This is a genomic window from Arthrobacter sp. NicSoilB8, assembly GCF_019977355.1.
GTDB lineage: Bacteria > Actinomycetota > Actinomycetes > Actinomycetales > Micrococcaceae > Arthrobacter.
The window spans coordinates 3,344,138-3,370,236 of the sequence record NZ_AP024655.1; the positions used below are offsets into that span (position 1 = coordinate 3,344,138).

General features: G+C 67.1%; 24 protein-coding genes and 1 riboswitch. Of the genes, 18 read left to right on the forward strand and 6 right to left on the reverse strand.

What is annotated here, in order from left to right:
* Positions 1–51 precede the first annotated feature (51 nt).
* From LDO15_RS15090 to LDO15_RS15100, 3 genes are all read right to left on the reverse strand, one after another.
* Positions 52–1,116, reverse strand: a complete 1,065-nt coding sequence (locus tag LDO15_RS15090) for a hemolysin family protein (protein WP_223979855.1) — start codon at positions 1,114–1,116, stop codon at positions 52–54.
* A complete protein-coding gene (locus tag LDO15_RS15095) occupies positions 1,113–2,450 on the reverse strand; it encodes a hemolysin family protein (RefSeq protein ID WP_223979856.1) in 1,338 nt (445 codons plus the stop codon). Before LDO15_RS15095 ends, LDO15_RS15090 begins: the two co-directional genes overlap by 4 nt.
* A gap of 320 nt (positions 2,451–2,770) precedes the next feature.
* Complete coding sequence (locus LDO15_RS15100; protein ID WP_223979857.1) at positions 2,771–4,267, reverse strand: GuaB1 family IMP dehydrogenase-related protein; 1,497 nt, start codon at positions 4,265–4,267, stop codon at positions 2,771–2,773.
* 363 nt (positions 4,268–4,630) lie between these two features.
* On the opposite strand from LDO15_RS15100, the gene LDO15_RS15105 reads away from it, so the two are divergent.
* The 4 genes from LDO15_RS15105 to LDO15_RS15120 all read left to right on the forward strand — a co-directional run bounded on the left by LDO15_RS15105 (position 4,631) and on the right by LDO15_RS15120 (position 10,733).
* Positions 4,631–8,434, forward strand: a complete 3,804-nt coding sequence (locus tag LDO15_RS15105) for a multifunctional oxoglutarate decarboxylase/oxoglutarate dehydrogenase thiamine pyrophosphate-binding subunit/dihydrolipoyllysine-residue succinyltransferase subunit (protein WP_223979858.1) — start codon at positions 4,631–4,633, stop codon at positions 8,432–8,434.
* 111 nt (positions 8,435–8,545) lie between these two features.
* Positions 8,546–9,145 (forward strand): GDSL-type esterase/lipase family protein, encoded by a 600-nt coding sequence (locus LDO15_RS15110; RefSeq protein WP_223979859.1) that lies wholly within the window; start codon positions 8,546–8,548, stop codon positions 9,143–9,145.
* A 128-nt stretch (positions 9,146–9,273) separates the two neighbouring features.
* Positions 9,274–10,101 carry a DUF4097 family beta strand repeat-containing protein gene (locus tag LDO15_RS15115; protein WP_223979860.1) on the forward strand — a complete coding sequence of 276 codons (828 nt, stop codon included), beginning with the start codon at positions 9,274–9,276 and terminating at the stop codon, positions 10,099–10,101.
* Complete coding sequence (locus LDO15_RS15120; RefSeq protein ID WP_223979862.1) at positions 10,101–10,733, forward strand: PadR family transcriptional regulator; 633 nt, start codon at positions 10,101–10,103, stop codon at positions 10,731–10,733. Before LDO15_RS15115 ends, LDO15_RS15120 begins: the two co-directional genes overlap by 1 nt.
* Before the next feature lie 266 nt (positions 10,734–10,999).
* On the opposite strand, the gene rsrA is transcribed toward LDO15_RS15120, so the two are convergent.
* Both rsrA and LDO15_RS15130 read right to left on the reverse strand, forming a co-directional pair.
* The gene (rsrA, locus tag LDO15_RS15125; protein ID WP_090950251.1) at positions 11,000–11,260 is read right to left on the reverse strand and encodes a mycothiol system anti-sigma-R factor; all 261 of its coding nucleotides are present in this window, start codon (positions 11,258–11,260) and stop codon (positions 11,000–11,002) included.
* On the reverse strand, positions 11,257–12,009 hold the full coding sequence (locus LDO15_RS15130) for a sigma-70 family RNA polymerase sigma factor (RefSeq protein ID WP_223979863.1): 753 nt from the start codon (positions 12,007–12,009) through the stop codon (positions 11,257–11,259). The genes rsrA and LDO15_RS15130 overlap by 4 nt, the downstream gene beginning before the upstream one ends.
* Before the next feature lie 248 nt (positions 12,010–12,257).
* Between LDO15_RS15130 and LDO15_RS15135 the strand changes: the two genes are divergently transcribed.
* The 14 genes from LDO15_RS15135 to LDO15_RS15195 all read left to right on the forward strand — a co-directional run bounded on the left by LDO15_RS15135 (position 12,258) and on the right by LDO15_RS15195 (position 23,939).
* Entirely contained in the window at positions 12,258–12,803 is a 546-nt protein-coding gene (locus LDO15_RS15135; RefSeq protein ID WP_223979865.1) for a DoxX family protein, read from the forward strand.
* A 7-nt stretch (positions 12,804–12,810) separates the two neighbouring features.
* Complete coding sequence (gene aroA / locus LDO15_RS15140) at positions 12,811–14,229, forward strand: 3-phosphoshikimate 1-carboxyvinyltransferase (protein WP_223979867.1); 1,419 nt, start codon at positions 12,811–12,813, stop codon at positions 14,227–14,229.
* Positions 14,213–15,328 (forward strand): ribosome small subunit-dependent GTPase A, encoded by a 1,116-nt coding sequence (locus tag LDO15_RS15145; protein ID WP_223979868.1) that lies wholly within the window; start codon positions 14,213–14,215, stop codon positions 15,326–15,328. The genes aroA and LDO15_RS15145 overlap by 17 nt, the downstream gene beginning before the upstream one ends.
* 78 nt (positions 15,329–15,406) lie before the next feature.
* Positions 15,407–16,219, forward strand: coding sequence for a histidinol-phosphatase (gene hisN, locus LDO15_RS15150; RefSeq protein WP_223979869.1), 813 nt, complete (start codon positions 15,407–15,409; stop codon positions 16,217–16,219).
* 184 nt (positions 16,220–16,403) lie between these two features.
* A riboswitch (SAM riboswitch) is annotated at positions 16,404–16,517 on the forward strand.
* A 34-nt stretch (positions 16,518–16,551) separates the two neighbouring features.
* On the forward strand, positions 16,552–17,991 hold the full coding sequence (locus LDO15_RS15155; RefSeq protein WP_223979870.1) for an aminotransferase class V-fold PLP-dependent enzyme: 1,440 nt from the start codon (positions 16,552–16,554) through the stop codon (positions 17,989–17,991).
* Positions 17,992–18,197: 206 nt separating this feature from the next.
* The gene (locus LDO15_RS15160; protein WP_223979871.1) at positions 18,198–19,010 is read left to right on the forward strand and encodes a class I SAM-dependent methyltransferase; all 813 of its coding nucleotides are present in this window, start codon (positions 18,198–18,200) and stop codon (positions 19,008–19,010) included.
* Positions 19,011–19,237: 227 nt separating this feature from the next.
* Complete coding sequence (locus LDO15_RS15165; protein WP_263428400.1) at positions 19,238–20,449, forward strand: Nramp family divalent metal transporter; 1,212 nt, start codon at positions 19,238–19,240, stop codon at positions 20,447–20,449.
* Positions 20,450–20,465: 16 nt separating this feature from the next.
* Positions 20,466–21,182 carry a metal-dependent transcriptional regulator gene (locus tag LDO15_RS15170; RefSeq protein WP_223979873.1) on the forward strand — a complete coding sequence of 239 codons (717 nt, stop codon included), beginning with the start codon at positions 20,466–20,468 and terminating at the stop codon, positions 21,180–21,182.
* 12 nt (positions 21,183–21,194) lie between these two features.
* The gene (locus LDO15_RS15175) at positions 21,195–21,644 is read left to right on the forward strand and encodes a CrcB family protein (RefSeq protein WP_223979875.1); all 450 of its coding nucleotides are present in this window, start codon (positions 21,195–21,197) and stop codon (positions 21,642–21,644) included.
* Positions 21,644–22,012: a CrcB family protein gene (locus LDO15_RS15180; RefSeq protein ID WP_223987434.1), complete on the forward strand. Its 369-nt coding sequence runs from the start codon at positions 21,644–21,646 to the stop codon at positions 22,010–22,012. Before LDO15_RS15175 ends, LDO15_RS15180 begins: the two co-directional genes overlap by 1 nt.
* 90 nt (positions 22,013–22,102) lie before the next feature.
* Complete coding sequence (locus tag LDO15_RS15185) at positions 22,103–22,474, forward strand: hypothetical protein (RefSeq protein WP_223979876.1); 372 nt, start codon at positions 22,103–22,105, stop codon at positions 22,472–22,474.
* A 47-nt stretch (positions 22,475–22,521) separates the two neighbouring features.
* Entirely contained in the window at positions 22,522–22,656 is a 135-nt protein-coding gene (locus LDO15_RS23390; protein ID WP_018775274.1) for a hypothetical protein, read from the forward strand.
* Between the two features lie 414 nt (positions 22,657–23,070).
* A complete protein-coding gene (locus LDO15_RS15190; protein ID WP_223979878.1) occupies positions 23,071–23,538 on the forward strand; it encodes a DUF6325 family protein in 468 nt (155 codons plus the stop codon).
* A gap of 50 nt (positions 23,539–23,588) precedes the next feature.
* A complete protein-coding gene (locus LDO15_RS15195; RefSeq protein WP_223979880.1) occupies positions 23,589–23,939 on the forward strand; it encodes an SHOCT domain-containing protein in 351 nt (116 codons plus the stop codon).
* A gap of 139 nt (positions 23,940–24,078) precedes the next feature.
* On the opposite strand, the gene LDO15_RS15200 is transcribed toward LDO15_RS15195, so the two are convergent.
* The gene (locus LDO15_RS15200) at positions 24,079–25,968 is read right to left on the reverse strand and encodes an alpha-amylase family glycosyl hydrolase (protein ID WP_223979882.1); all 1,890 of its coding nucleotides are present in this window, start codon (positions 25,966–25,968) and stop codon (positions 24,079–24,081) included.
* Positions 25,969–26,099: the final 131 nt, after the last annotated feature.

Genomic DNA, 26,099 nt, shown 5'->3' on the forward strand with positions numbered 1-26,099 from the left:
AAATGGGAATCATTCCTATTTAGGGATACACGGTGCGCCGCCTCGCCTCCGCTACTGGTCCTGTCCCAGCCTTCGGTAGCCGGTGGCCTGCGTGGCGTCCCGGATTTCGCCGACGAGCTGTTCGATCACGTCTTCCAGGAACAGCACCCCCTGGGTCAGCCCGTCCGGACCGATCACACGGGCAAGGTGCGAGCCTGTGCGCTGCATGACGGACATGGCCTTCTCGATTTCGTCCTCCATTGCGAGGTTCGCCAGCGACCGGATGCGGCTTTCGGCAATCGGCTGGTGATACCCGGCATCCGGAATGGTCAGCACATCCTTGATATGGAGGTACCCGGACAGCATGCCGTCGTCATCGAGCATCGGGAAGCGCGAGAACCCGGTCCGGCTCACCGCCTTTTCGAATTCCGCCGGCGTGGTGGCCGCCTTGAGCATGACGAGTTTTCCCAGCGGGACCATCACGTGGGACGCCGTGTGTTCGGAGAACTCCAGCGCTCCGGTGATGAGCCCGGCGTCGTCGTCCACGAGCCCGTGGCGGGTGGATTCCTGCACGATCGACTGCACTTCTTCGAGGGTGAAGGAGGACGTGACCTCATCCTTGGGTTCAATCCGCATGAGTTTCAGGATGTGGTTGGCGGACCAGTTAAGGGCCGCAATCACCGGCTTCACCATCCGCGCGATGAACATCAGCGGCGGCGCCAGCAGCAGGGCCGCCTTGTCCGCCACAGACACGGAGATGTTCTTGGGCACCATTTCGCCGAAGGTCACGTGCAGGAACGTCACCACCAGCAGGGCGACCGTGAAGGCCACAATGTCGGCGGCCTCCATCGGGATGCCCGCCGCTTCCAGCGGGACCGCCAGAAGGTGGTGGATGGCGGGCTCGGCCACCTGCAGGATCAGCAGCGAGCAGACCGTGATGCCGAGCTGGGCGCATGCGAGCATGAGGGAGACGTTTTCCATGGCCCGAAGCGTGGTCTGCGCGCGCTTGGAACCGGCCTCGGCCAGCGGCTCGATCTGGCTCCGGCGGGCGGACATGACGGCGAACTCAGCCGCCACGAAGAAGGCGTTGCCGACCAGCAGGACGGCAAGCCAGAGAATTCCGGCCCAGTCGTTCATGCCGCACCTGCCTGGGTCGCGGGCTGGCCGGCGCCGGGTTCCCGGGACGGCCGGAAGCAGATCCGGTCGATCCGCCGGCCGTCCATGCGGGTCACGCTCAGTGTCCCGCCGACGACGTCGACCGTGTCCCCGACTGCCGCGATGCGGCCGAGCTGGCTCATGACGTAGCCTCCCACCGTTTCGTAGGCAGCTTCGTCAGGCACGGTCAGGCCCGGGATCTGTTCGGAGAGTTCGTCGGGCCGCAGCAGGCCGGGGAAGTACCAGTCCCCCGAGGCGCTCTGGAGCAGCCCCGGCCGGACCTTGTCGTGTTCATCGGCCACTTCCCCGACGATTTCCTCCACGAGGTCCTCCAAGGTGGCGACGCCGGCGGTGCCGCCGTATTCGTCCAGGACCACCGCCAGCTGCAGGTTGCCCTCCCGCAGTTCGGCGAGGAGGGCGTCCAGATGGATGGTCTCGGGCACGCGGAGCACATCGGTCATGATGGCGCCAGCCTGCAGCTTGGCGCGCCGGTCCGCGGGAACGGCGATGGCCTTCTTGATGTGGACCACGCCGCGGATGTCGTCGGAGGATTCTCCGATCACCGGGAAACGGGAGTAGCCGGTGCGCTTCGCGGCCTCGACAATGTCCGAGACCGGCTGGTCGGCGTCGATGGTTTCCACGCGGATGCGGGGGGTCATGACGTCCGCCGCGGTCCGTCCGGAGAATTTCAGGGTCCGGGCGATGAAGTTGGCGGTTCCGGCGTCGAGGGTGCCCATGGCAGCGGAGCGGCGCACGAGCGAGGCCAGTTCGGCCGGGGTACGGGCGCCGGAGATTTCCTCCTTGGCCTCCAGGCCGAAGACGTTCAGGACCTTGTTGGAGAAACCGTTCAGCACCACGATTGCGGGCTTGAAGATGGCGGTGAACACCAGCTGGGGCCGGGCGACGGCCTTGCCGATCGGAAAGGACAGCGCGATCGCCATGTTCTTGGGCACCAGCTCGCCGATCACCATCGAGAGCAGGGTGGCCAGCGCCATTGCAAGGACCAGCGACAGGGAGGCGGCCGCCGCGGCCGGGACTCCGAGCGCGGCGAGGGGACCTTCGAGCAGTTTGCCGACGGACGGTTCCATGACGTATCCGGTCAGCAGCGTGGTCATGGTGATGCCCAGCTGGCAGCTGGAGAGCTGGGTGGAGAGGGATTTGAGACATTTGAGCAATGGCTCGGCGGCGGTATCGCCGGTGTCGACGGCGCGCTGCACGGTGGCCTGGTCCAGGGCCACCAGGGAAAATTCCACGGCGACAAAGAAGCCGGTGCCGAGGATGAGCAGGAGGCCTGCTGCGAGGAGTAGCCATTCCATATTAACTGCCTGCTTCCGGTGCAGCGGCGCACAGCCGGTGCCGCCGCACCGAACGTGATGGCTGGACGTGTCTGCCCGGCGGAGGATGGTCGGCGGAGGCCGACCCTATTTCCTGGAAGGCTCCGGAGTGGCGGGAGGCCGGAGAATGATGGGCGCGTGAACGGGGTTTGCCGGCTCTGCGGGTGGACTGCGCGGGAACGGTTTCCGTTCTCCGCTGACAGCCCCCAGGCCGGCACCTAGATTTACTGTCCATAAGGATTTCAGTCTACAGGAGCAGCCGCCGCCAGCCCCCGACGTGCGGCGTCACCAGCCGTGCGGCGTCACCAGCTCTGCGGGACGGGACGGCCTTCCTCGTACCCGGCCGCGGACTGGATGCCGGCCACGGCACGTTCCCGGAAGGCGGCGAGATCGGCAGCGCCGGCGTAGCTCATGGAACTGCGCAGGCCGGCGGTGATCATGTCCAGCAGGTCCTCGACGCCGGGCCGCGCGGCGTCCAGGTACATGCGGGACGTGGAGATGCCCTCCTCGAAAAGGGCCTTGCGGTCCTTTTCGAACGCACCCTCGCGCTGGTTGCGGTTCTGAACCGCGCGGGCGGACGCCATGCCGAAGCTCTCCTTGTACTGCCGGCCGCCTGCATCGAACTGCAAGTCCCCGGGGCTTTCGTGCGTGCCGGCAAACCAGGAGCCGATCATGACCTGGCTGGCACCCGCGGCCAGGGCCAGGGCGACATCGCGCGGGTAGCGGACACCGCCGTCGGCCCATACCCGGCCACCGGCCTCCCGCGCGGCCGCGGAGCATTCCAGGACCGCACTGAACTGCGGGCGGCCCACGGCCGTCATCATGCGGGTGGTGCACATGGCGCCCGGCCCCACACCGACTTTGACGATGTCCGCCCCTGCTTCAATGAGCTCCCGGGTGGCCTCGCCGGTGACCACGTTGCCGGCCACCACGGGCACGCCGGGGTTGAGTCCCTTCACGGCGGCCAGGGCGTCGAACATTTTCTGCTGGTGGCCGTGGGCGGTATCAAGGACCAGCACGTTCACGCCCGCAGCGAGCAGTTCGGCCGCCCGCCCGGCAACGTCGCCGTTGATCCCGACGGCGGCGGCCACCTTGAGCTTGCCGTCCTCGTCCAGGGACGGGCGGTAGAGCGTGGAGCGCAAGGCGCCCTTGCGGGTCAGCACCCCGGCCAGGACTCCGTCCTGCTGCACCGGCGCGTAGTCCGTTCCGGCAGCATCCATCGCCTCAAAGGCGCGGCGGAGGGCCTGCACAGCATCCGCGGCGGCGGATCCGCCGTCGGGCGTCCCGCCACCCAGCATTCCGGCACCCAGCATTCCGGCGTCCAGCACAAGCGGCTGGTGGCGGACAACGGAGCCCAGCGACGCGAAACGGTCCTGGCCCTCGCAGTCGGCGGCGCGCACCACCCCGGTCACCGCGCCGGATGCGTCCACCACCACTACGGCCCCGTGCGGCCGCTTGCCCATCAGGTGGAGGGCATCAATCACGGTGTCCGTGGGCGCCAGCGTGACGGGCGTCTCCAGCACCGGGTGGCGGCCCTTGATCCAGGCCGTAACGTCCCGGATGACATCGAGCGGGATGTCCTGCGGCAGGACGCCCAGGCCGCCGCGGCGGGCCATGGTCTCGGCCATCCGTTTGCCGGTCACGGCCGTCATGTTCGCCGCGACCAGGGGAATCGCCGAGCCGGTCCCGTCGTCCGCCGCGAGGTCCACGTCCAGGCGCGAGGTGACATCGGAACGGGACGGCACCAGGAAGAGGTCGGAGTAGGTCAGATCGGTGGTGGGCTCATTGAGGAAACGCACGGCTGCTCCTTAGCTGGCACCTTCGGCGCCAAACGGGTTCTCCCTCGATTCTAGGGCGCTTCCGCGGTGCGGGACGGGGCCCATCCCGGCACCGCTCCCGGGCCGCCTCCGGCACCGCCTGGGGATCCGTTCCGGCACCGGGTCGGGACCGGTTCTGCGCCCATTCTGCACGACTTCTTGGCCCGAATTCGGCGGCCGAGACAGCAGACCATGATTTGAGTCACGCTTATTGGCGGTTTGGCAAGAATCGTCACTAGACTGGCATGGGTCTGGGTTCACTGGACGCAGAGACTGGCTCGATCGTTGTGCCCACGCACCGTGGAAGCCAGAGGGAATCAAACTCATGGAAGAGGCGTATTTCAAGTGCCAGAGCAGCCTAGCCACCGTCTACCAGAGGAATTTGGCGGAAACGAGTGGCTCGTTGACGAACTGTACGAGCGTTACCAGCAGGACAAGAACACGGTTGACGCCAAGTGGTGGCCCCTGTTCGAATCCTTTGCCGCGAGTGACGCCTCTTCCGCCAACGGAACGTCCGGCACAGCGACAGCTGTGCAACCTGCCACCCGTGAACTTCCCCTGGTAGCGCCTCCCGCCGCACCGGCAGCACCTGCGCCGGCCGCCCCGGCAGCTGCTGCACCCGCTGCCGCCGCGCCCGCGCCCGCTCCCGCCGTCAAGAAAGCCCCGGCCACCGTCGCCCGGGACGGTTCGAAGACCTCCGACGCCGGTCCCGGCACCGCGCCGATTCCGGCGCAGCTGCCCAAGAACGTCAAGGCCCCGACGGCGCCGGAAGAGGACGTCGTCTCTGTCCTGCGCGGCCCTGCCAAGGCCATCGCGTCGAACATGGTCACCAGCCTGGAAGTGCCGACCGCCACGAGCGTCCGCGCCATCCCGGCCAAGCTCCTGATCGACAACCGCGTGGTCATCAACTCCAACCTGGCCCGCGCCCGCGGCGGCAAGGTCTCCTTCACGCACCTGATCGGCTACGCCGTCATCCGTGCCCTGTCCCAGTTCCCGTCGATGAACGTCTACTACGACGAGATCGACGGCAAGCCGGTGGCGGTCCAGCCGGCGCACGTGAACTTCGGCATTGCGATCGACATGCCCAAGCCCGACGGCACCCGCCTGCTCATGGTGCCGAACATCAAGAAGGCGGAGACCCTCAACTTCTCCGAGTTCTGGCACACCTACGAGGACCTGATCAAGCGCGCCCGCAACGGCAAGCTGACCGCGGACGACCACTCCGGCACCACCGTCTCCCTGACCAACCCCGGCGGCATCGGCACCGTGCACTCGGTGCCCCGCCTGTCCAAGGGCCAGGCCGCCATCATCGGCGTCGGTGCACTGGACTACCCGGCGGAGTTCCAGGGTGCCAGCGAGAAGATCATTGCGCAGAACGCCATCAGCAAGGTCCTCACGCTGACCTCCACGTATGACCACCGCGTCATCCAGGGCGCCGGCAGCGGCGAGTTCCTCAAGCTCGTGCACCAGCTCCTGCTCGGTGCGCAGAACTTCTACGACGAAATCTTCGAGTCCCTGCGCATCCCGTACGAGCCCGTGCGCTGGAGCCCGGACCTGCAGGTGGACCCGGCGGACGAGATCAACAAGGTCGCCCGGATCCAGCAGCTGATCCACGCCTACCGCGTGCGCGGCCACCTCATGGCCGACACCGATCCGCTCGAGTACGTCCAGCGCAAGCACCCGGACCTCGACGTCCTGACCTACGGCCTGACCCTGTGGGACCTGGACCGCGAATGGCCCACCGGCGGCTTCGGCGGCAAGCCGATGCTCAAGTTCCGCGACATCCTCGGCGTCCTCCGCGACGCCTACTGCCGCACCGCCGGCATCGAATACATGCACATCCAGGACCCGGCCGAGCGCAAGTGGTTCCAGGACCAGATCGAGCACCCGTACTCGAAGCCGAGCCGTGACGAGCAGCTGCGCATCGTTTCCAAGCTCAACGCGGCCGAGGCCTTTGAGACCTTCCTGCAGACGAAGTTCGTCGGCCAGAAGCGCTTCTCGCTCGAAGGCGGCGAGTCCCTGATTCCGCTGCTGGATGCGATCATTTCCGACGCCGCCGACGACGAACTCGACGAAGTGGCGATCGGCATGGCCCACCGCGGCCGGCTCAACGTGCTCACCAATATCGCGGGCAAGACCTACGCCCAGGTCTTCCGCGAATTCGAAGGCACCCAGGACCCCCGTTCGGTCCAGGGCTCCGGTGACGTCAAGTACCACCTCGGCACCGAGGGCACGTTCACCTCGGACAACGGCAAGGAGACCAAGGTCTACCTCGCCGCGAACCCGTCGCACCTCGAGGCCGTCGACTCGGTCCTGGAAGGCATTGTCCGCGCCAAGCAGGACCGTCTGGACCAGGGCGAGGCATTCCCCGTACTCCCGATCATGGTGCACGGCGATGCCGCCTTCGCCGGCCAGGGCGTGGTGGCCGAGACGCTCAACCTCTCCCAGCTGCGTGGTTACCGCACCGGCGGCACCATCCACGTCGTGGTCAACAACCAGGTCGGCTTCACCACCGCACCGTCCTCCTCGCGGTCCTCCACCTACTCCACGGACGTCGCCAAGATGATCCAGGCGCCGGTGTTCCACGTGAACGGCGACGACCCGGAAGCCGTGGTCCGCATCGGCCAGCTCGCCTACGAGTTCCGTCAGCGGTTCCACAAGGACGTTGTCATCGACATGGTGTGCTACCGCCGCCGCGGCCACAACGAGGGCGACGACCCCTCGATGACCCAGCCGCTGATGTACAACCTGATCGAAGCCAAGCGTTCGGTCCGCAAGCTCTACACCGAATCGCTGATCGGCCGCGGTGACATCACCGAGGAAGAAGCCGAGCAGCTGCTGCGCGACTACCAGGAACGCCTGGAGCGCGTCTTCGCCGAAACGCACGCCGCCCAGACGTCCCCGATCCCGATCATCACGGCCGATTCGGCCGCGGTGTCCGATCTCGAGCGCCCCATGGCCCAGCAGTCCGATTCCGGCGTCAGCACCCCGGCGTCGACCGCGATCTCCGCGGAGACCCTGGCCCGCATCGGCAAGGCCCACACCGACATCCCCGAGGGCTTCACGGTCCACGCCAAGCTCAAGCAGCTGCTGGAGAAGCGGGAAGTCATGTCCCGCGAAGGCGGCATCGACTGGGGCTTCGGCGAACTCGCCGCGTTCGGCTCGCTCATCATTGAGGGCGTCCCCGTCCGGCTCGCCGGCCAGGACTCGCGCCGCGGCACGTTCGTGCAGCGCCACGCCGTCTTCCACGACCGCGCCAACGGCGACGAGTGGCTGCCGCTCGCGCACCTGTCCGAGGACCAGGCCAAGCTCTGGATCTACGACTCCCTGCTCTCCGAATACGCCGCCATGGGCTTCGAGTACGGCTACTCCGTGGAGCGCCCGGACGCCCTGGTGCTGTGGGAAGCGCAGTTCGGTGACTTCGTCAACGGTGCGCAGACCATCATCGATGAGTTCATCTCCTCCGCCGAGCAGAAGTGGGGCCAGCGGTCCTCGCTCGTACTGATGCTGCCGCACGGCTACGAGGGGCAGGGCCCGGACCACTCCTCCGCCCGCATCGAGCGTTTCCTCCAGCTGTGCGCTGAAGAGAACATGATCGTGGCCAACCCCACGACGTCGGCCTCGCACTTCCACCTGCTGCGCCGCCAGGCCTACAGCAAGCCGCGCAAGCCGCTCATCATCTTCACGCCGAAGCAGCTGCTCCGCCTGAAGGCCGCGGCGTCCTCGGTGGAAGACTTCACCACCGGCTCGTTCCGCCCGGTCATCCCGGAACATGAGCAGCTGCAGGCGGACGCCGTCGAACGCGTGCTGCTGGTCTCCGGACGCCTGTACTACGATCTGCTGTCCACCCGGCAGAAGACCGAGAACAAGACCACCGCGATCGTGCGCGTCGAGCAGCTCTACCCGCTGCCGGCCGCCGAAATTGCCGCGGAGCTGGCCAAGTACCCGAACGCCGAAGTGGTCTGGGCGCAGGACGAACCGGCCAACCAGGGTCCGTGGCCGTTCATCGGCCTGAACCTGCCCGATGCCCTGGACCGCCGCGTCCGCCTCATTTCGCGCCCCGCCTCGGCTTCCACCGCGGCAGGATCGATGAAGCGCCACGCGGCGGAGCAGGACTCCCTGCTCAAGCAGGCATTCGCGCGTAAATAGCGTCATTGCTGCCCGGCCGGAGATTGAAACACAACACTCCGGCCGGGCAGTTCTGTTTAATGGACTGTTAGTGGTCAGCTTGATGCACAGTGTGGAAGTGAAGAGGTAGTCGTGGAAGATCGGAAGCTGCGGATCGCGGCCGTTGGGGACGAGCTGTTGGCCGGGCTGGGTGATCCGCGCGCTTTGGGCTGGCTGGGCCGGGTCCTGGCCCGCACGCCGCAGGACAGCGTAGCGCTGGAGTGCTACTCCCTGCCCTGCCCCGAAGAGGGCACCGAGGGAATTGCGGCGCGCTGGCTCGAGGAGGCGGGCCGCCGCTTCGGCAACCACCACGAGAACCGCCTCATCATCGGTTTGTCCGGGCGCGATATCGAGTTCGGCCTGTCCACGGCGCGCAGCCGCCTGAACCTGGCCAACATCCTGGACTCCGCCTCCCAGAACAAGATCGAGGTCTTCGTGGTGGGGCCGCCGCCCACCCTTGACCCCGCCCAGAACCGCAGGCTCGGCGAACTCAACACCGCGTTCGCGGACGTCACAACGCGCCGGAAGCACCTGTACGTGGACACGTTCTCGCCGCTGCTGAACCACGAACAGTGGCGCCAGGACCTCGCGGCCAACGGCGGCACGCCCGGCCAGGCCGGTTATGGCCTGATGGCCTGGCTCGTGCTGCACCGCGGCTGGTTCCAGTGGCTGGGCATCGACGCGCCGGAGTAGCCCCGGCCCGGCATGGGCCCGGATAATTCGCGATATATCTTGACCGGACGGCAGGTGCGATATATCGTGACTTCATAGTCGCGATATATCGTCAGTTGTCCAGCCATTTTTCGTTTTCCGGAGGAACCATGTCAGAGAGCACGTGGACCGTGACCGGTCCGCAGACCATCGACGTCGACGGCGTCCGCTCGCTCAAGCTCGGAATCGTGCGCGGGCGGTTCGATATCGTCACCCATGACGAAGACGTTGCCAGGGTCGAAGTCTCCGAAATCAGCGGCGATCCGCTGTCGGTCGAGGTCATCGACGGCCGCCTGGAAGTCCGCCACCAGCTCCACGGCCCGCAGGGCTGGTTCAGGAACCTGATGGGGACCGTCAACAACAACAGCAGCAACTCGATCGTCATCAGCATCGCCCTGCCGGCCGGCGTCGAGGTGGAGGCCGGGACGGTGAGCGGCGACGGGATGGTCTCCGGGATCAGCGGCCACGCCCGGCTCAACACGGTCTCCGGGTCCGTCCTGGCCGACGGCACCTCCGGCGACCTGTCCGTCAATACGGTCAGCGGCGAAGTGATTGCCCGCAACCATCGCGGGATCCTGACCGCCAAGAGCGTCTCCGGCGAAGTGACGGCGTCAGGCGACTTCAGCCACATCCGCGCGAACACCGTCAGCGGCGACCTGAACTTCGACCTGCACGGCTTCACCCAGGACTTTGGCGCCAACTCGGTCTCCGGCGACGTCACCATCCGGCTTCCGTACGACGTCGGGGTGGACATCATCGCCAAATCCGCCAGCGGGGCGGTGGTCATCGACAACCAGAAATATGTCCAGTCCAGCGGCACCGTGCAGACCATCGCGGGACCGGACACCAAGCTGATGCTGGTCCGGACCAACTCGGTCTCGGGCAAGACCTCGATCTTCCACGGCCGGCCCACCGCGGACACCGAAACGGCCCTCTGATGCCTCCCGTCTTCGCCCACGGGGCGCTGCGGCTGTACCTGTTGGCCCTGCTCGAATCCGGTCCCAAGCACGGCTACGAGCTCATCAAAGCCCTCAGCGAGCGGTTCGGCGGCACCTACTCCCCCAGCGCCGGAACCATCTACCCGCGCTTGGGCAAGCTCGAGGAGGAAGGGCTCGTGGCCACCCACACGGACGGCCGGCGCACCAACTACAGCATCACCCCGGCGGGACTCCAGGAACTGAACAGCCGGCGGGACGAGCTCGCCGGCGTCGAGAACGACATCTCCGCCTCGGTCCGCCGCCTCGCCGACAACCTGCGCCAGGACATCCGGGTCAACATGCGCGGCCTCCGGGCCGATCTCGCGGCAACCGCTGAGGCGGCGCGGACCTCGGCCCGCGCCGCGGGGGCAGCCGGCTCGGGCTCTGCCGGCGGAGCGGGCTCGCGCTACTCCCCGGAGGGCGAGCGACGGCTCAAGGAAGCGGAAATGCTCGTCCAGGCCTTCCGCGACGACATGCGGGTGGAACTGCGGCGCCATGCCGGGAGCCGCCCCGTCACCGCCGTCACGCTCGAAACGGTCAGGACAGTGCTGGACCAGGCCCGGATCTCAATCCGCAATTCACTGGAGGACTGACCCCACGCTAACTCGTAGTACGGGTCCCCGGTTCGCGGCGGGTGCCGCGATGTGGGAGACTTGAGGGCAGCTCTTTTGAGTACCAAGATTAAGGAGGCCAGCTATGAGCAAACGTGCACGTAAACGTCGTGACCGTAAGCGTGGCGGCGCGAACCACGGTAAGCGCCCCAACGCCTAAGCAAAGCTTGATTGACAGCTTTAAACGAATGACCCCGGAAACCTTACGGCTTCCGGGGTCATTCGTTTATGTCCATAGCGACCCGGCCTCAGGCCTCCACGGTCCGGATGGAGTGGATCCGGTCCAGGATGGAGTTCTTGAGGTTTTCCGGAGCCGCTTCGGTGCACGAACGCTTGACCATCACGCGGATGACACATTCGAGGTCGTACTGCTCCAGGCACTCCGGGCAACTGTCCAGGTGGTCCTTGATCTCTGCGATGTCACTGTGCGTGAGCGCGCCATCCAGATATTCATAGATACGTTGCATCCGGGCGTCGTCGCAATCGCCCAGTCCCTGGCAGTCGCTCATTTCCTGTTCTCCTGTTTGTTGCTGTCGGCCGCGGTGCTTGACTCGGTGGCGGCCCTGAATCCCCGCTCGGCGGCATAATCGGCCAGCATGTCCCGCAGCATCTTCCGGCCGCGGTGCAGCCGGGACATGACGGTTCCGATGGGGGTGTTCATGATGTCTGAAATTTCCTTGTAGGCGAAGCCCTCGACGTCGGCGAAGTACACCGCCAGCCGGAATTCCTCCGGAATCGACTGGAGTGCGCGCTTCACGTCGGAATCGGGCAGGTGGTCGAGGGCCTCGGCCTCCGCCGAACGGAGTCCGGACGAAGTGTGCGACTCCGCGCGGGCAAGCTGCCAGTCCTCGATGGTGTCCGAGTTCGACTGAAGCGGCTCACGCTGACGCTTCCGGTACAGATTGATATAGGTATTGGTCAGGATGCGGTACAGCCAGGCCTTCAGGTTGGTGCCGGGCTTGTACTGGTGGAACGCGGAAAACGCCTTCGTGTACGCCTCCTGGACCAGGTCCTCGGCGTCCGAGGGATTCCGGGCCATCCTCATGGCCGCCGAATACAGCTGGTCCACGTACTGCATGGCATCGCGTTCAAAGCGCACCCGGCGCTCCTCCGCGGACTCGGTGGAGACGTCCAGAGGCTTGCCGTCCACCTCGGTTTCCAGGGCGGCAGCCGTACTGGCCTCAGGTGTTTCGGTGGGCGTGGCGTCGTTTCCGGCAACCTCGTGCATGGCCGCAACGGCCGGGTCCATGGTGCTCATTGCCTTCAAGTCTACTGTCACCTTCTGCCGGGCACCCGGAACCGCCGGAAGCACGACGGCCCACGGCTGCCCGGAACCGGCTTCCAGTTCCCTCCTGTCCAAAACCCGCGTCAAATCTCCGCCTTCCTCAGCCTGCTGGAATCTGCCTTTCACAACCACGTCCGGCGGGCAAATATTCCGCAAAAGTGCAAGACTAGAACCGGTTCCCCCGCAGTGAATCCGCGGTTCGTCCATCCAGGAGGAAATTCATGTCGTTTGTCCGCTTTCTCGCCCGGCCCATGCTCGCCTCCAGTTTCGTCCTCGCCGGCATGGACAAGCTCAAGAATGCGGATGACACCGCGACGCAGTTGTCCCCCCTGTTGCGCCGCACGGCCGACGCACTGCCGTTCCAGACGAACGAAAAAGTCCTGGCGCGCGTGATCGGCGGCACCCAGATCGGTGCCGGCATCTGCTTCGCACTCGGCAAGTCCGCCCGGCTGGCAGCCACCGTCCTGGCCGTCACTTCGGCCCTGAACGGCTACGTCGAATGGCGCAGCGCGGACATTTCCTCGAAGGAAGCCCGGGACGCCCGCCGCAAGCAGCTCCTGAAGAACGTTTCGCTGACCGGCGGCGTGCTCCTCGCCGCCGTCGACACCGCCGGAAAGCCCAGCCTGGCCTGGCGCGCCGGGCACCTGGCCGCGGACGCCAAGAAGAGCGCCGGTCACCTCGCCGCCGATGCCCGGAAGTCGACCAACAAGAAGCTGAAGAAGGCCGACAAAGTCGTGCGCAAGGCAACCCACGCGGCCGGAGCCTAAGACGGTAATGACTGGCGCCACCCCCTCCGAAACTGTCCCTTCCCACTCTGCCGGCTCCCATACTGCCGACGGCGGTCCGCACTGGAAGGCGCCCTATGCCGCACGGCCGGTGGACGCCACCGTCACCGTTCCGGGTTCCAAATCCCTGACCAACCGGTACCTCGTGCTCGCCGCCCTCGCCGACGGGCCGTCCCGCCTGCGGGCGCCCCTGCACTCCCGGGATTCCGCGCTCATGATTGAGGCGCTGCGGAAGCTGGGGGCCGCCGTCACCGAGGTTCCCGGCGACGGCGCCTTCGGCCCCGACCTCGAAATCCTCCCGATCAGCATGGACGACGCCGCCGCGGACACGGCGATCGACTGCGGCCTCGCCGGGACGGTCATGCGCTTCGTGCCGCCCGTGGCCGCCCTGCGCCGCGGCGAGTCCGGCTTCGACGGCGACCCGCACGCCCGCAAACGGCCGATGGGCACCATCATCGAGGCCCTGACCGGGCTGGGCGTGGCGGTCAGCGCGCCCGACGGCGGCCCGGCGTCGTCGCTGCCCTTCAGCGTGCACGGCACGGGCGAAGTCCGCGGCGGCCACCTCATCATCGACGCCAGCGCCTCGTCCCAGTTCGTCTCCGCCCTGCTGCTGGCCGGCGCCCGCTTCACCGAGGGACTCCACCTCGAGCACCGCAGCACCGAACACCCCGGCAAGCCCGTGCCGAGCCTGGACCACATCAACATGACAGTGGCCGTGCTGCGCGGCGTCGGTGTGGCGGTCGATGACTCGGTGCCGAACCACTGGGTTGTCTCCCCGGGCCCCATCCGCGCCTTCGACCAGCGGATCGAACAGGACCTCTCCAACGCCGGACCGTTCCTCGCGGCGGCCCTCGCCACCCGCGGCACCGTGCGGATCCCGAACTGGCCCGCCGGGACCACCCAGGTCGGCGATCTCTGGCGCGGCATCCTGACTGCCATGGGCGCAACTGTGACGCTCAACGGCGGCACCTTGACCGTGAGCGGCGGACCGGAGATCAAGGGCGGCGACTTCGACGAGACCAGCGAGCTCGCCCCCACCGTGGCGGCGCTCTGCGCCCTGGCCGCCGGCCCCTCGCGACTGAGCGGCATCGCGCACCTCCGGGGCCACGAAACGGACCGGCTCGCCGCCCTCGTCGCGGAAATCACCCGCCTCGGCGGCGACGCCGAAGAGACGGCCGACGGACTCATCATCCGCCCGGCCCGGCTGCACGGCGGCGTCGTGCACAGCTACGCCGACCACCGCATGGCCACCGCCGGCGCCATCCTCGGCCTTGCCGTGCCCGGCGTGGAAGTCGAGGATATCGGGACCACCGCCAAGACCATGCCCGATTTCCCGCAGCTCTGGGACGCCATGCTGGCCCAGGGAACCGCCGCAGACGAGGACACCGCCGGTGGCACGCAGCACTGACTCCTGGGACGAGTCCGACGTCCGGATCCGCCCCAACAAGAAGGGCACCCGGCCCCGCACCAAGGACCGGCCCAGCCACGACGACGCCGTCACCGGGCGCATCATCACCGTTGACCGCGGACGCTACACCGCCGTCGTCGGGGAAGGAACTGACGAGGAACGCAAGATCATCGCGGCGCGGGCCCGGGAACTGCGCCGCAATCCCGTGGTGGCCGGTGACTTCGTCTCCCTCGTCGGTGATGTCAGCGGCGAGCCGGACACCCTCGCGCGGCTGGTCAAGATCCAGGACCGCAAGACGCTGCTGCGCCGCAGCGCCGACGACACGGACCCGATCGAACGCGCCGTGGTGGCCAACGCAGACCAGCTCGTGGTCGTGGTCGCCGCGGCCAATCCGGAGCCCCGGACCGGTTTCATCGACCGAGCCCTGGTGGCGGCCTACGACGCCGGCATTGAGCCGCTGCTGCTGGTCACCAAGGCCGACGTCAAGGATCCCGCCGAACTGCTGTCCAATTACACGCACCTCGACTTCCCGGTCATCATCTCCAAGACGGCAGACTCTGCCGCGTCCGGCATCGACGCCCGCTCCGACGACGGGCTCTCGGCCCGGCTGGACAAGGACGCCGTGTCCCAGCTGCGCGGCTACCTCGACGGGAAGGTCACGGTCATGCTGGGCCACTCCGGCGTCGGCAAGTCCACCATGGTCAACGCCCTGACCGGGGCCGAGCGTGCCACGGGCGGCGTCAATGCCGTGACCGGCCGCGGCCGCCACACCTCCTCCTCCGCGCTGGCGCTCAAGGTCAACGACTCCCCGGCCGGAAGCTGGATCATCGACACCCCCGGCATTCGCTCCTTTGGCCTGGCCCACGTGGATCCGGACCGGATCCTCCGTTCGTTCCCCGATCTGGAACCGGGCACCGACGATTGCGAACGCGGCTGCAAACACGACGCCACCGCCGTCAACTGCGGCGTGGACGCCTGGGTCGCGGCCGGGCACGCGGGAGCCTCCGGACCCGCCCGCCTTGCGTCCCTGCGCCGGCTCCTGGGCACCGACCCGCGGCAGGAAGCACAGGAAACGAAAGAACTGGGTACCGTGTCCTAGGCGGTGCCGCTCCCCCGGCCCGCGGCGCAGCGCCGCGGCCTCCCGGCAGGCGGCCCGCTTTGCCGGTAGTTTGGAACCATGAGCCAAACCGCTTCGAGCTACAACGATGACCTGCGCCTTGCCCATGTACTGGCAGATTCCGTCGATTCCCAGACCATGAGCCGCTTCAAGGCGCTGGACCTTCGGATTGAAACGAAGCCCGACCTCACCCCGGTCACCGATGCCGACAAGTCCGCCGAAGAGGCCATCCGCGGCCAGCTCTCCCGGTCCCGTCCCCGCGACGCCGTCCTGGGCGAGGAATTCGGCAGCTCGGGCCACGGCTCCCGCCGCTGGATCATCGACCCGATCGACGGCACCAAGAACTTTGTCCGCGGCGTCCCGGTCTGGGCCACCCTGATCGCCCTCGTCGATGAGGGCGAGCCGGTGGTCGGCGTCGTCAGCGCGCCGGCACTGGGCAAGCGCTGGTGGGCGGCCAAAGGGGCAGGTGCCTACACGGGCCGTTCGCTGGCGGCCGCCACGCGGCTGAAGGTGTCCAACGTGTCCAGGCTCGAGGACGCGTCGCTGTCCTATTCCAGCCTCGGCGGCTGGAAGGAACGCGGGAACCTGGACGAGTTCCTGGGCCTCACCGAAGAGGTGTGGCGCACCCGTGCCTATGGCGACTTCTGGTCGTACTGTCTCGTGGCCGAGGGGGCGGTGGACATCGCCTGCGAGCCCGAGCTGAACCTCTACGACATGGCCGCCCTCGTGCCGATCGTGACCGAGGCCGGCGGCCGCTTCACCTCGCTCGAGGGCGAGGACGGGCCCTTCGGCGGCAACGCCCTCGCCACCAACTCGATCCTCCACTCGGAAGTCCTCAAGCGGCTCAACCCCGGACTCGACGACCTCCTGTAGGCACAACCCGGCTTAGGCTTCAACCGAAATCCGGCGCCGGCCGAACAAACTGCGGCGGCGGCCCCCATCCCGGGGCCGCCGCCGTTCTTTGTTCGGCCAGTGCGGGTTTTGCGCGCGTAACAATTCCCTTCACATTCGGCGGCCGCCTTTTCCCCGGCGGCGCCGATGTCCTACGCTCGATGCAGGTCACGAGTGCCAGCGCTAAACCCCGGTTTGCTGGCCGGCAACCCTCCAGTCGCGGTGGGGTGCCCCGGGTGACGACCTGGCCGGTCCGGAACGGACCCGGCAAGCGCGGACTCCCACGATGTGGGGTCCTGGTCGAGTGAGGTCCCATGACTACTGCCGTTTTTCCCACTGCCCCCGAATTCCACACGCGGTTTGCCGCCGCGGCCCGTCCGTTGGCCGCCGTCACCGGGGCCGAAATCCAGGCCCCGCTGATCCACGGCGGCCACGCCCGCTACGCCAACCTCGACTACGGCGCCTCGGCCCCGGCCCTGTCAGTCGTCTCGGCCTACCTGAACGAAATCCTGCCGTACTACGCGAGCGTCCACCGCGGCGCCGGCTACGCGTCGCAGATCAGCACCTCGGTCTACGAGAACTCCCGCGACATCGTCCGGGACTTCGTGGGCGGCCGACCGGACGATGCGGTGATCTTTACCCGCAACACCACCGATTCCTTGAACCTGCTGGCCGGCTGCCTGCCGTTCCTCGACGGCCGGCCCGCCGGAGAGGTCCTCTACCTCGACATCGAACACCACGCCAACCTCCTGCCCTGGCAGAATGTCCCGCACCGCAGCGTCGTGGCCGCCGCCACCCTCGCGGCCACCGTGGACCGCCTCCGGGACGAGCTCGCCCGCGGCGGCGTAAGCCTCCTGGCCGTCACCGGCGCCTCCAACGTCACCGGGGAAATCCTGCCCATCGCCGCCCTCGCCGCACTGGCGCACGAGTACGGCGCCAGGATCGTCGTCGACGCCGCGCAGCTGGCCCCGCACCGGCGGATCAACATTGCCGCGGACGACGTCGACTACCTCGCGTTCTCGGGGCACAAGCTGTACGCCCCCTTCGGCGCCGGCGTGCTGGTGGGGCGGACGGACTGGCTCGACGCCGGCACCCCGCACCTCGCGGGCGGCGGGGCCGTCAAGGATGCCCGGCTCGACTCCGTCAGCTGGACCACCGGACCGGCCCGGCACGAGGGCGGCTCGCCGAACGTGCTGGGTGCGGCCGCCCTGGCCCGTGCCACCCAGGTGATCGCGGCCCTGGACACGGAACAGTGGTACGCCCACGAGGACGCCATCCGGTCCTTCCTGGTCGAGGGTCTCCAAGGCATCGAGGGCGTGACCGTACACCAGATCTTTGCCGATTCCGCTCCCGCTTCTTCCCCCGGAGGTGCCCCCGGAGACGATCAGCCGGGCACCGGCACCATCGGAGTCGTGAACTTTTCCGTGGAAGGCTACGACGCCGGGCTGGTGGCCGCCTACCTGTCGGCCGAGCACGGCATCGGCCTGCGCGACGGCCGCTTCTGCGCCCATCCGCTGCTCAAGCGGCTCGGCCTGCCCGCCGGCTCCCTGCGGGCCAGCTTCGGTCTCGGCTCCCGTCTGGAGGATGCCGAGCGGCTCCTGGCCGGGCTGCGTCAGCTGCGGCAAACGGGGCTCGGCTGGGACTACGTCGTGGACGCCGGACGCTGGGTTCCGGCCAACGACACCCGGATCTACCCGCACTGGGCACCGAACACCCCCGGCACTGCCGGCGCCGCGCCCTGCACAGTGGACTAGGACTGCGGACTAGGGCTGTGGACTATTTGGCGCCTGCGGACAGCGGACCGGGGCCCGCGGGCCAGGGACCGCGGGCCGGGGACCGCGGGCCAGGGACCGTCAACCACGGCAGAATCCTGGCGCGGTCCGGTGCGGTAAATTCGAAAGGTAACTGAACCCGTCAGGACCTTTCAGAAGGAGATCGCACGTTGCACAGCGTGCCCAAAATGCACACTCACCCCAAACTGCACAGCGACCCCAAAGCGAGCAGTGGCCCCAAACTGCACAGTGGCCCCAAACTGCAGAGCGAGCGGCGCCAGGAACTCGGACAAAGCTTCCAGGACGGCGGAGCACACTACGACCGCGTCCGCCCGGGCTATCCGCAGGAATCGGCCGACTGGCTGATCCCTGCGGGAGCGCGGGACGCCGCGGATATCGGCGCAGGCACCGGAAAGTTCACGGCACTCCTGTTCGCACGGGGATTGCACACGGTGGCCGTCGATCCCTCAGCCGACATGCTTGCGCAGCTGCGCCGGATGCTACCGGATGTTACCGCCGTCGAGGGCACCGCCGAGCACACGGGACTGGAGTCCGGGTCATTCGACCTCGTCACGGTTGCCCAGGCCTGGCACTGGTGCGACCCCCGCCTGGCCAGCGCCGAGATCGCCCGGATCCTGCGGCCGCACGGCGTGCTGGGCCTGATCTGGAATCAACTGGACACGGCGGTGCCCTGGGTTCACCGCCTCTCACGCATCATGCATGCCGGGGACGTCCACAAACCCCACTTCCGGCCTCCCGTGGGCCCCGAGTTCACCGGGTTGGAGGGCCACCTGACCCGGTGGGAGGATTCCGTCACCACCGCGGACATCCAGGAGCTGGCCAAGTCCCGCAGCTACTACCTGGCGGCGTCGGCGGCCACCCGGGACAAGGTCATGGCCAATCTCGACTGGTACCTTCACGAGCACTTGGGCCACGCCCCCGGCGATTCCCTCCGGCTTCCCTACCTCACCCAGACGTGGCGGGCCGTCCGGATTGCATGAGGCCTCCGTCGGAGCTATTGTTTCGGTATGCCTAATAATTAGTTGTAGGCATATGGAACTTTTTGTGGGCAATCAACTTTGACGCCGGCGGCTTCCTCCGTCGGTGACGATCATCGCGTCAACGCGGACGCGCAAAATCACGGGAGCTGGCAGTGCTGGACGTAAAGGGACACGAACAACAGCCGCCGGGCGCACGCACCTACAAGCATCCGGGTGCCCGCAGGGCGCTGATCGGCCTGTTGGGGCCGGCGTTTGTGGCGTCGATTGCCTATGTGGATCCTGGAAACGTGGCCGCCAACCTGACCGCCGGAGCCCAGTACGGGTACCTTCTGGTCTGGGTCCTCGTGGTGGCCAACGTCATGGCCGTGCTCGTCCAGTACCAGTCCGCCAAGCTCGGGATCGTCACCGGCAAGAGCCTTCCGGAGATCCTGGGCGAGCGGCTCAGGCCGTTCTGGCGCCGCGCCTTCTGGCTGCAGGCCGAAATCGTGGCGGCCGCCACGGACCTCGCCGAAGTGGTGGGCGGAGCAATCGCGCTGCACCTGCTGTTCGGCCTCCCCCTCCCTCTGGGTGCCGTGATCGTCGGCGCGGTCTCGATGCTCCTGCTCGCGGTGCAGGCACGGGAGAAGCAGCGTCCCTTCGAGTTCATCATCATGTTCCTGCTCGGCATCATCACCATCGGCTTCCTGGCCGGGTTGTTCATCAGCCCGCCCGATCCGGCGGCGGCCGTGGCCGGGCTCGTGCCCGGTTTCCAGGGTCCGGACACCGTCCTGCTGGCCGCCAGCATGCTCGGCGCCACGGTCATGCCGCACGCCATCTACGTCCACTCGGCCCTGTCCCGCGACCGGCACCGCCCGGACGAACACGTACATGTCCCCCCGTCCGCCGTTGCCCGGCTGGTCCGTGCCACCCGCTTCGACGTCGTGGCCGCGCTGGCCATCGCCGGAATCGTCAACATCGGCATGCTGCTGCTTGCCGCCTCGACGCTCGGCGGCGAAGAAGGAACGGACACCATCGAGGGCGCGCACGCGGCCATCACCGCCAACCTGGGCCCCATCGTGGGTGTGGTGTTCGCCGTCGGGCTCCTCGCGTCCGGCCTGGCATCCACCTCGGTGGGCTGCTATGCCGGCGGAACCATCATGCAGGGCCTGCTCAAGATCCGGATCCCCGTCATGGCCCGCCGCGTGGTCACCCTGATTCCGGCCGTGGTGCTGCTGGCGGTCGGCTTCGACCCCACCTGGGGCCTCATCCTGAGCCAGGTGGTCCTCAGTTTCGGGATCCCCTTTGTCCTCGTCCCGCTGGTGGTCCTGACCAGCAACAAGACCCTGATGGGCCGTTTTGCCGACGGCCTGTCACTGCGGATCGCGGCCATCATCAGCGTGATACTTGTGGTGGCGCTAAACCTGGTCCTGCTGTGGCTCACCTTCTCCGGGCGCGGCTGACGGTAGGCTTGGGCCTGTGAAGACCAGTACGCCCTCCTCCTCGATCGAGGACTACGTCAAGGTCATCTATTCCTTCACCGAGTGGCAGCAGAAGCCCATCACCTCCACGCAGCTGGCGCAGCGCCTGGGGGTCGCCAACTCCTCGGTGTCCGAAATGGTCCGCAAACTCAAGGACCAAGGCCTCGTAGACCACAAGCCCTATAGCGCCGTCACCCTCACCAGCGACGGTGTCCGGCTCGCCCTCTCCATGGTCCGGCGGCACCGGCTGCTCGAGACGTTCCTTGTCCAGGAGCTCGGGTACCGCTGGGACGAGGTCCACGACGAAGCCGAGCTCCTCGAGCACGCCGTCTCCGACACTTTCATCGAACGGATGGCGGCCAAGCTGGGTAACCCTTCACGCGACCCGCACGGCGACCCCATTCCGGCCGCTGACGGCTCCGTGCTCATGCCCTCCGCCCACCGCCTGAGCGAACTCGACGACGGCCACACCGGCCGGATCACCCGGATTAGCGATGAGAACCCGGAGCTCCTGCGTTATCTTGCCGCCGAGGACATTGATCTCGACGCCGAAGTGGAGGTTGTGGGCCGCAGGCCGTTCGGCGGCCCGCTCGTGGTGCGGATCGGTTCCGCCGCAGCGCCCCGCGAATTTGATTTTGCCGAGGAAGTCGCTTCATCCCTCTGGGTCCACAGCGATGCCGTGCACGCAGGCTGCAGTGTGGCGGCCCATGAGTGACAAGGGCGCTGAGTGAAGCGTGCGCTTGATGAGCGCCGGGCCGTGCCGCGCCCCGGCGTTCCGGGCTGGAAGGCCTGGGCCGCCGTCGCCGTCGGCGGGCTGATCGGAACGGAGCTGCGGTTCGGCGCCGGCCTCATGTTCCCCGAAAGTGCCGGCGCGGTGCCCTGGACCACGCTGGCCATCAATGTGGCCGGGAGTTTCGTCCTGGCCACCCTGACCACCATCTGGATCGCGCGGCCCAAGACGGCCTTCTGGCTGCGGGCCGGGATCGGTCCGGGCCTGCTAGGGTCATTCACCACCTTTTCGGCGCTCGTGATAGTCATTGACCAGCAGATCCGCGGCGGCCTCCATGCCACATGGCTGGCCTACCTCGGGCTCTCGCTCGTCCTGGGCCTGGGTGCCGCGGCCGCCGGCTGGAAAACCGGCAAGGCGATCGCGGACGCCGGCGGGGCTGCCCAATGATGACCGCCCTCCTGGTGGGAGTCTTCGGTGTGGCAGGCGCCCTCCTGCGGTTCGCCGTCGACTCCTTCTTCGCCCACCACCAGGGCACCCGTCCGCACTGGCCATGGGCAACGCTGGCAGTCAACGTCGCAGGATCGTTCATCATCGGACTGTCCGTGGGCCTGACCGGCCACCTGGAGCTGGGAGCCGACTGGCATGCCGGCGTCGCGACCGGACTGGCCGGCGGCCTGACAACTTTCAGCTCCTGGAGCACCGCAACGGTGCGCCTCGTCAGCGAGACACGATACCGGGCGGCAGCGCTAAACATAGGCGCAAATCTCGTCGCGGGCCTCGCCGCCGCGGGCCTCGGGCTCTTCCTCGCCGGCTGAGGACGTCAGCCGGCCGGCGGTGGTGTGTCGAGCCTTACACCGGGCCGTTCCAGTGGTTCCGGGCCGCCGTCGTTCCCGTATCGTTGAAGGATGGTTACCCGACGTGAAGCAGCCCAGATCCTCGACATCCCGCTGGAAATGGCGCACCGTCACGGCATCCCCTCCCGCCTGTCCGAGGCCGAGCTCGGCGAGCTGCTCGACAATCCCCCGGCGTGGCTGGTCCAGTCCAAGGCGAACCGGACAGGCAAAAGGCCCGTCTGGGTCCAGCTGACCTGCGCCGTCTGCGGATTTTCCGAAGCGGCCCGGCCCAAGAAATGGTGGCCGGACTTCACCTACGTCTGCTGTGCCCACCACGAGGCCCGGGACATCCCGGTGCTCGGGCCCGGGCTCGTGCGCAGCGTGTACGACGGCGTCGGCAGCCGTTTCGCGGGCATCGTGGACGCCGCGGTTCCCGAAGCGTAGCTTAGAAAGCGGGGCTATTCCGGGCCCCTGCCGTGAGGGAGAGCACCATGCCTGACAAGACGCCGCACCAGAGCGTGTCGAAGAAGTCGGTTAAAACGATCAAGGAAAAACGGGCCGAGAAAAAAGCGAAGCACATCGTTGATGCCCACACCGATCCAGTAGCACACATCAAAAAGCGCTGAAATGTCACGGGGCCGGAAGCCTTGCTTCCGGCCCCGCGTCGTGTTCCGTAGACGTGCCTCTGCTTTGCGTCTGCCGTGCGTCTGACGTGCCTCTGCCCGTGCGTCTGCCGGGCATTTGACATGCCTCTGCCCTGCATCTGTGCTGTTTTTTTGCTTGTTCTGCGGGGGTTTGGGCTCACCCTCAACGGATGATGCGGCTTCCCTGGTGTTGGCGCTTTAGTGGTGATGAGATCCTTGTGGCCGGGACCGTGGCTGCGGCCGCTGCTCCGCCCGGGGGCCGTGCCCGACGGTGCGGCCCGGCCGGCGTCCCGGTAGCGGAATCACCCGGCGCGGGTGGTGACGCCCCCGGACAGGACGTCCACACTAAGATCAGCGCGCTGGACGGTGCGCCCTAACCAGACCGGAGGAAAGCCAGTGACAACCACACCGGAGACCGAGGCGCACGGCCCGGTCGACTTCGTACTCCTCGAGTTCCCCATGGCGGGACTGACAGGACGGGCTAGCGAGGAACTCGCTAAGCTCATCGAACAGGGCGTGGTCCGCCTCTTCGACCTCCTCGTCGTCATGAAAAACGAAGACGGCACCGTCGAGGTGCTCGAACTGACGGACCCGGGCGGTCCGGCGGCAGGCTTCTCCTACTTCGAGGGGGCCCGGACCGGGCTTCTGGGCGATGACGATATCGCCGAGGCGGCTGCCGCGTTGCTCCCGGGGACGGTCGCCGCGCTCATTGTCTATGAGAACACCTGGGCGGCACCATTCGTGGCGGCCGTGCGTGAAAGCGGGGGCGAGCTCGTCGCGAGCACGCGGATCCCCGCGCCGGACGTCATGGAAGCACTCGACGCCCTCGAGGCCCGCGACGCCGCGCCGGCGGCGGACGCATAAGAGACGCATAAGACCTGACGCAGAAGAAGTGATGTGAGAGGAGAGGAATTATGGGACTTCTTAGGGGTATGGCGCGGACTGCGGTGGTGGCCGGGACGGCAACCGCGGTCAGCGGCCGGGTCCAGCGCCGGCAGGCCAACAAGTTTGCTGAGAAGGACGCCGCGACGGCAGCCAAGCAGCAGGAGGCCTACGATGCGCAGATGGCCCAGCAGGAGCCGCCGCCTGCCTATCAGCAGCCCGTCTACCAGCAGCCGGCTCCCCCGCCCCCGCCTGCGGCCCCCGCGGGCGGCATCACCGACGACGCCATCCAGCAGCTCAAGGAGCTCGGAGCGCTGAAGGAGCAAGGGATCCTCACCGAGGAAGAGTTCGTGGCCCAAAAGGCGAAGATCCTCGGGACGTAGGCAAACAGTTTGCCGTGCCAGCAGGGAGGGGAAATGTCTTCCGACATTTCCCCTCCCTGCTGGCATGAGCTCTTCTTCGGTGCTCTGATGTGCTCTTTGAGGACCTCCTGCTCGAGGACGTCCTACGACGCATTGACTTCTATTTAGGCGCCAGGACGACGAAACCCGCCGCAGGAACGTCGATCCTGATCGCCAGGCCGTTCCGGGGCTCGGCTGCGACAAGCGACCCTATCGTGCTTTTGTCAGTTGAATAGATGCACTCAAACTGGTCACCGGCCGAGTGCAGAGCCGCATCAACGGTCACCCAGGCTGTAAGCGGGGCGGCCCAGTCAGTGTTGACGGCGCAGACGACCTCCCTGTTCGACAGGATCCGGCTCCACGCCACTATTGACGTCATTCTCCCAAGACCGATGCGCTCCGGATACCAGAAGCTGAGGCCGTCCTCGGAGAGGGGGCGCAGGTACTGGCGTCCGCGGCGGAGCGCGAGTTCCCTCTTCCGAAGCGCCAGGATGTCCGCAAGATGCTGGTACGTGGCCCCTGACTCATCGAAAAAGTGCCGTCCGCGGCTTCGAAACGATCCAAAAGGACCTCCGAACATCGCTTCCCTGATGTACCGGTCTGCCTTGAAATCGTCCGCGGGCCGGGGATTGACCTCCGGCGGGAATTTCCCGTCGAAGCGCTGTTCGCTGCCGTAGTAGATGCACGGGATGCCCAGCGTGGCGGCGTTCATGGCAAGAATGGCAAGCTCCAGGGCGCGGCCGTCCTGATCAGCGGCAAACCTCGCCTTGTAGCTTGATCCCTGGCGGACGAGGTCGTGATCGTCGAAGGCCGTGACGACGTGATTGCGGAACCAGGTGTGGCTTTCCTTGCCGGCCTGGATCGAGTTGCGGAAGAGATCGAAGTATTCGGCCGGGTTGGCCCACCCCTTCACCGCCTCGACCATCCGTCCTTGAACGTCCGCTAGGCCCAGGGCGGCATCCAGCCCGGTAGCGTCCCGGAGCCCGATGGCTTCGTCTCGACTCCCGGTAATTTCCCCGACGAGAAAGAACGCGTCCTTGCCGATGGACTGCGCGAACTCGTGAATTGCGGAGGCGAAGTAGCGCGTGGCACCCGGGTCCATGTGTTTGACGGTGTCCACGCGGAAGCCGTCCACGTCGGCAAAGGCGATCCAGTACCGGTACGCGTCGATGACGGTGTGAAAGGCCGCCGACGGAATGTATTCGTCCACCGGCCCCGTTCCATGATGGATGTCCTTCAGCCCGATGAAGTCCCCCTCGGTCTTCTCCGGGATGGCGTCCCAGTTGGCGATCCGGCCCTTACAGGTAAAGACGCCGTCGGCCTGGAGCTCGCGGGGCCACACAGCGCTGTCCACATCGGGCGGATTCACCGGAGCGGGGAAGGGCAGGCTTGGAACGCCGCCGGGATCCCGCCAGCCGGCGACCGGATAGGTGGCGCCGGTCCACACCGGAACGCAGGGCTGCCCGGTGGCAGGATCCACGGTGTCGTATTGGAACACGTCCGCCGAATGGTTGAGGATGACGTCGAGGATGACATAGAGCCCGGCCGCATGGGCGGCGCCCACCAGCTCCTTGAAGTCCTGGGCGGTGCCGAAATGGGGATCAACTTCGAGGAAGTTCTGAATGCCGTAGCCGTGGTAGTCATCCACCCCGGGCCTTTGCCGCAGTACCGGGCTGATCCAGAGCGCGGTAACCCCCAGCCGCTTCAGGTAGCCAAGTTTGGACTTTATCCCGTTCAGGGTGCCGCCGAGCCACTGGGTGCCAGCATTCTCCCAGTTCTGGACCTCGGCCGTGGTCTGGACGGCGTTGTTCGCGTCCGCCGGCGAAAACAGTGGCGTGCTGCCCTGCACGATCCGGCCGGCAGCATCCCGGTAGCCATCCTCCAACTCGTTGGAGAAACGGTCTATCAACAGGAAGTAGATCACCTGGTCCGACCAGTCGCGGGGCGACGGGTGATAGTGGTTCTGCTTCAGAAGCTTCGTCCACGGAATGTTATTGATGCTGGAAAACATAGCCCAGTATGGACAATTCGTCCGCGCCGCGGAAGGGCCAACGGGTTCGCAGTGTCTCAAAGAGCGCCCGGGGACGCCTGTTAACGCACAACTCCCCGCCAACCGAAGTCAGCGGGGAGTTATGTGTTCCC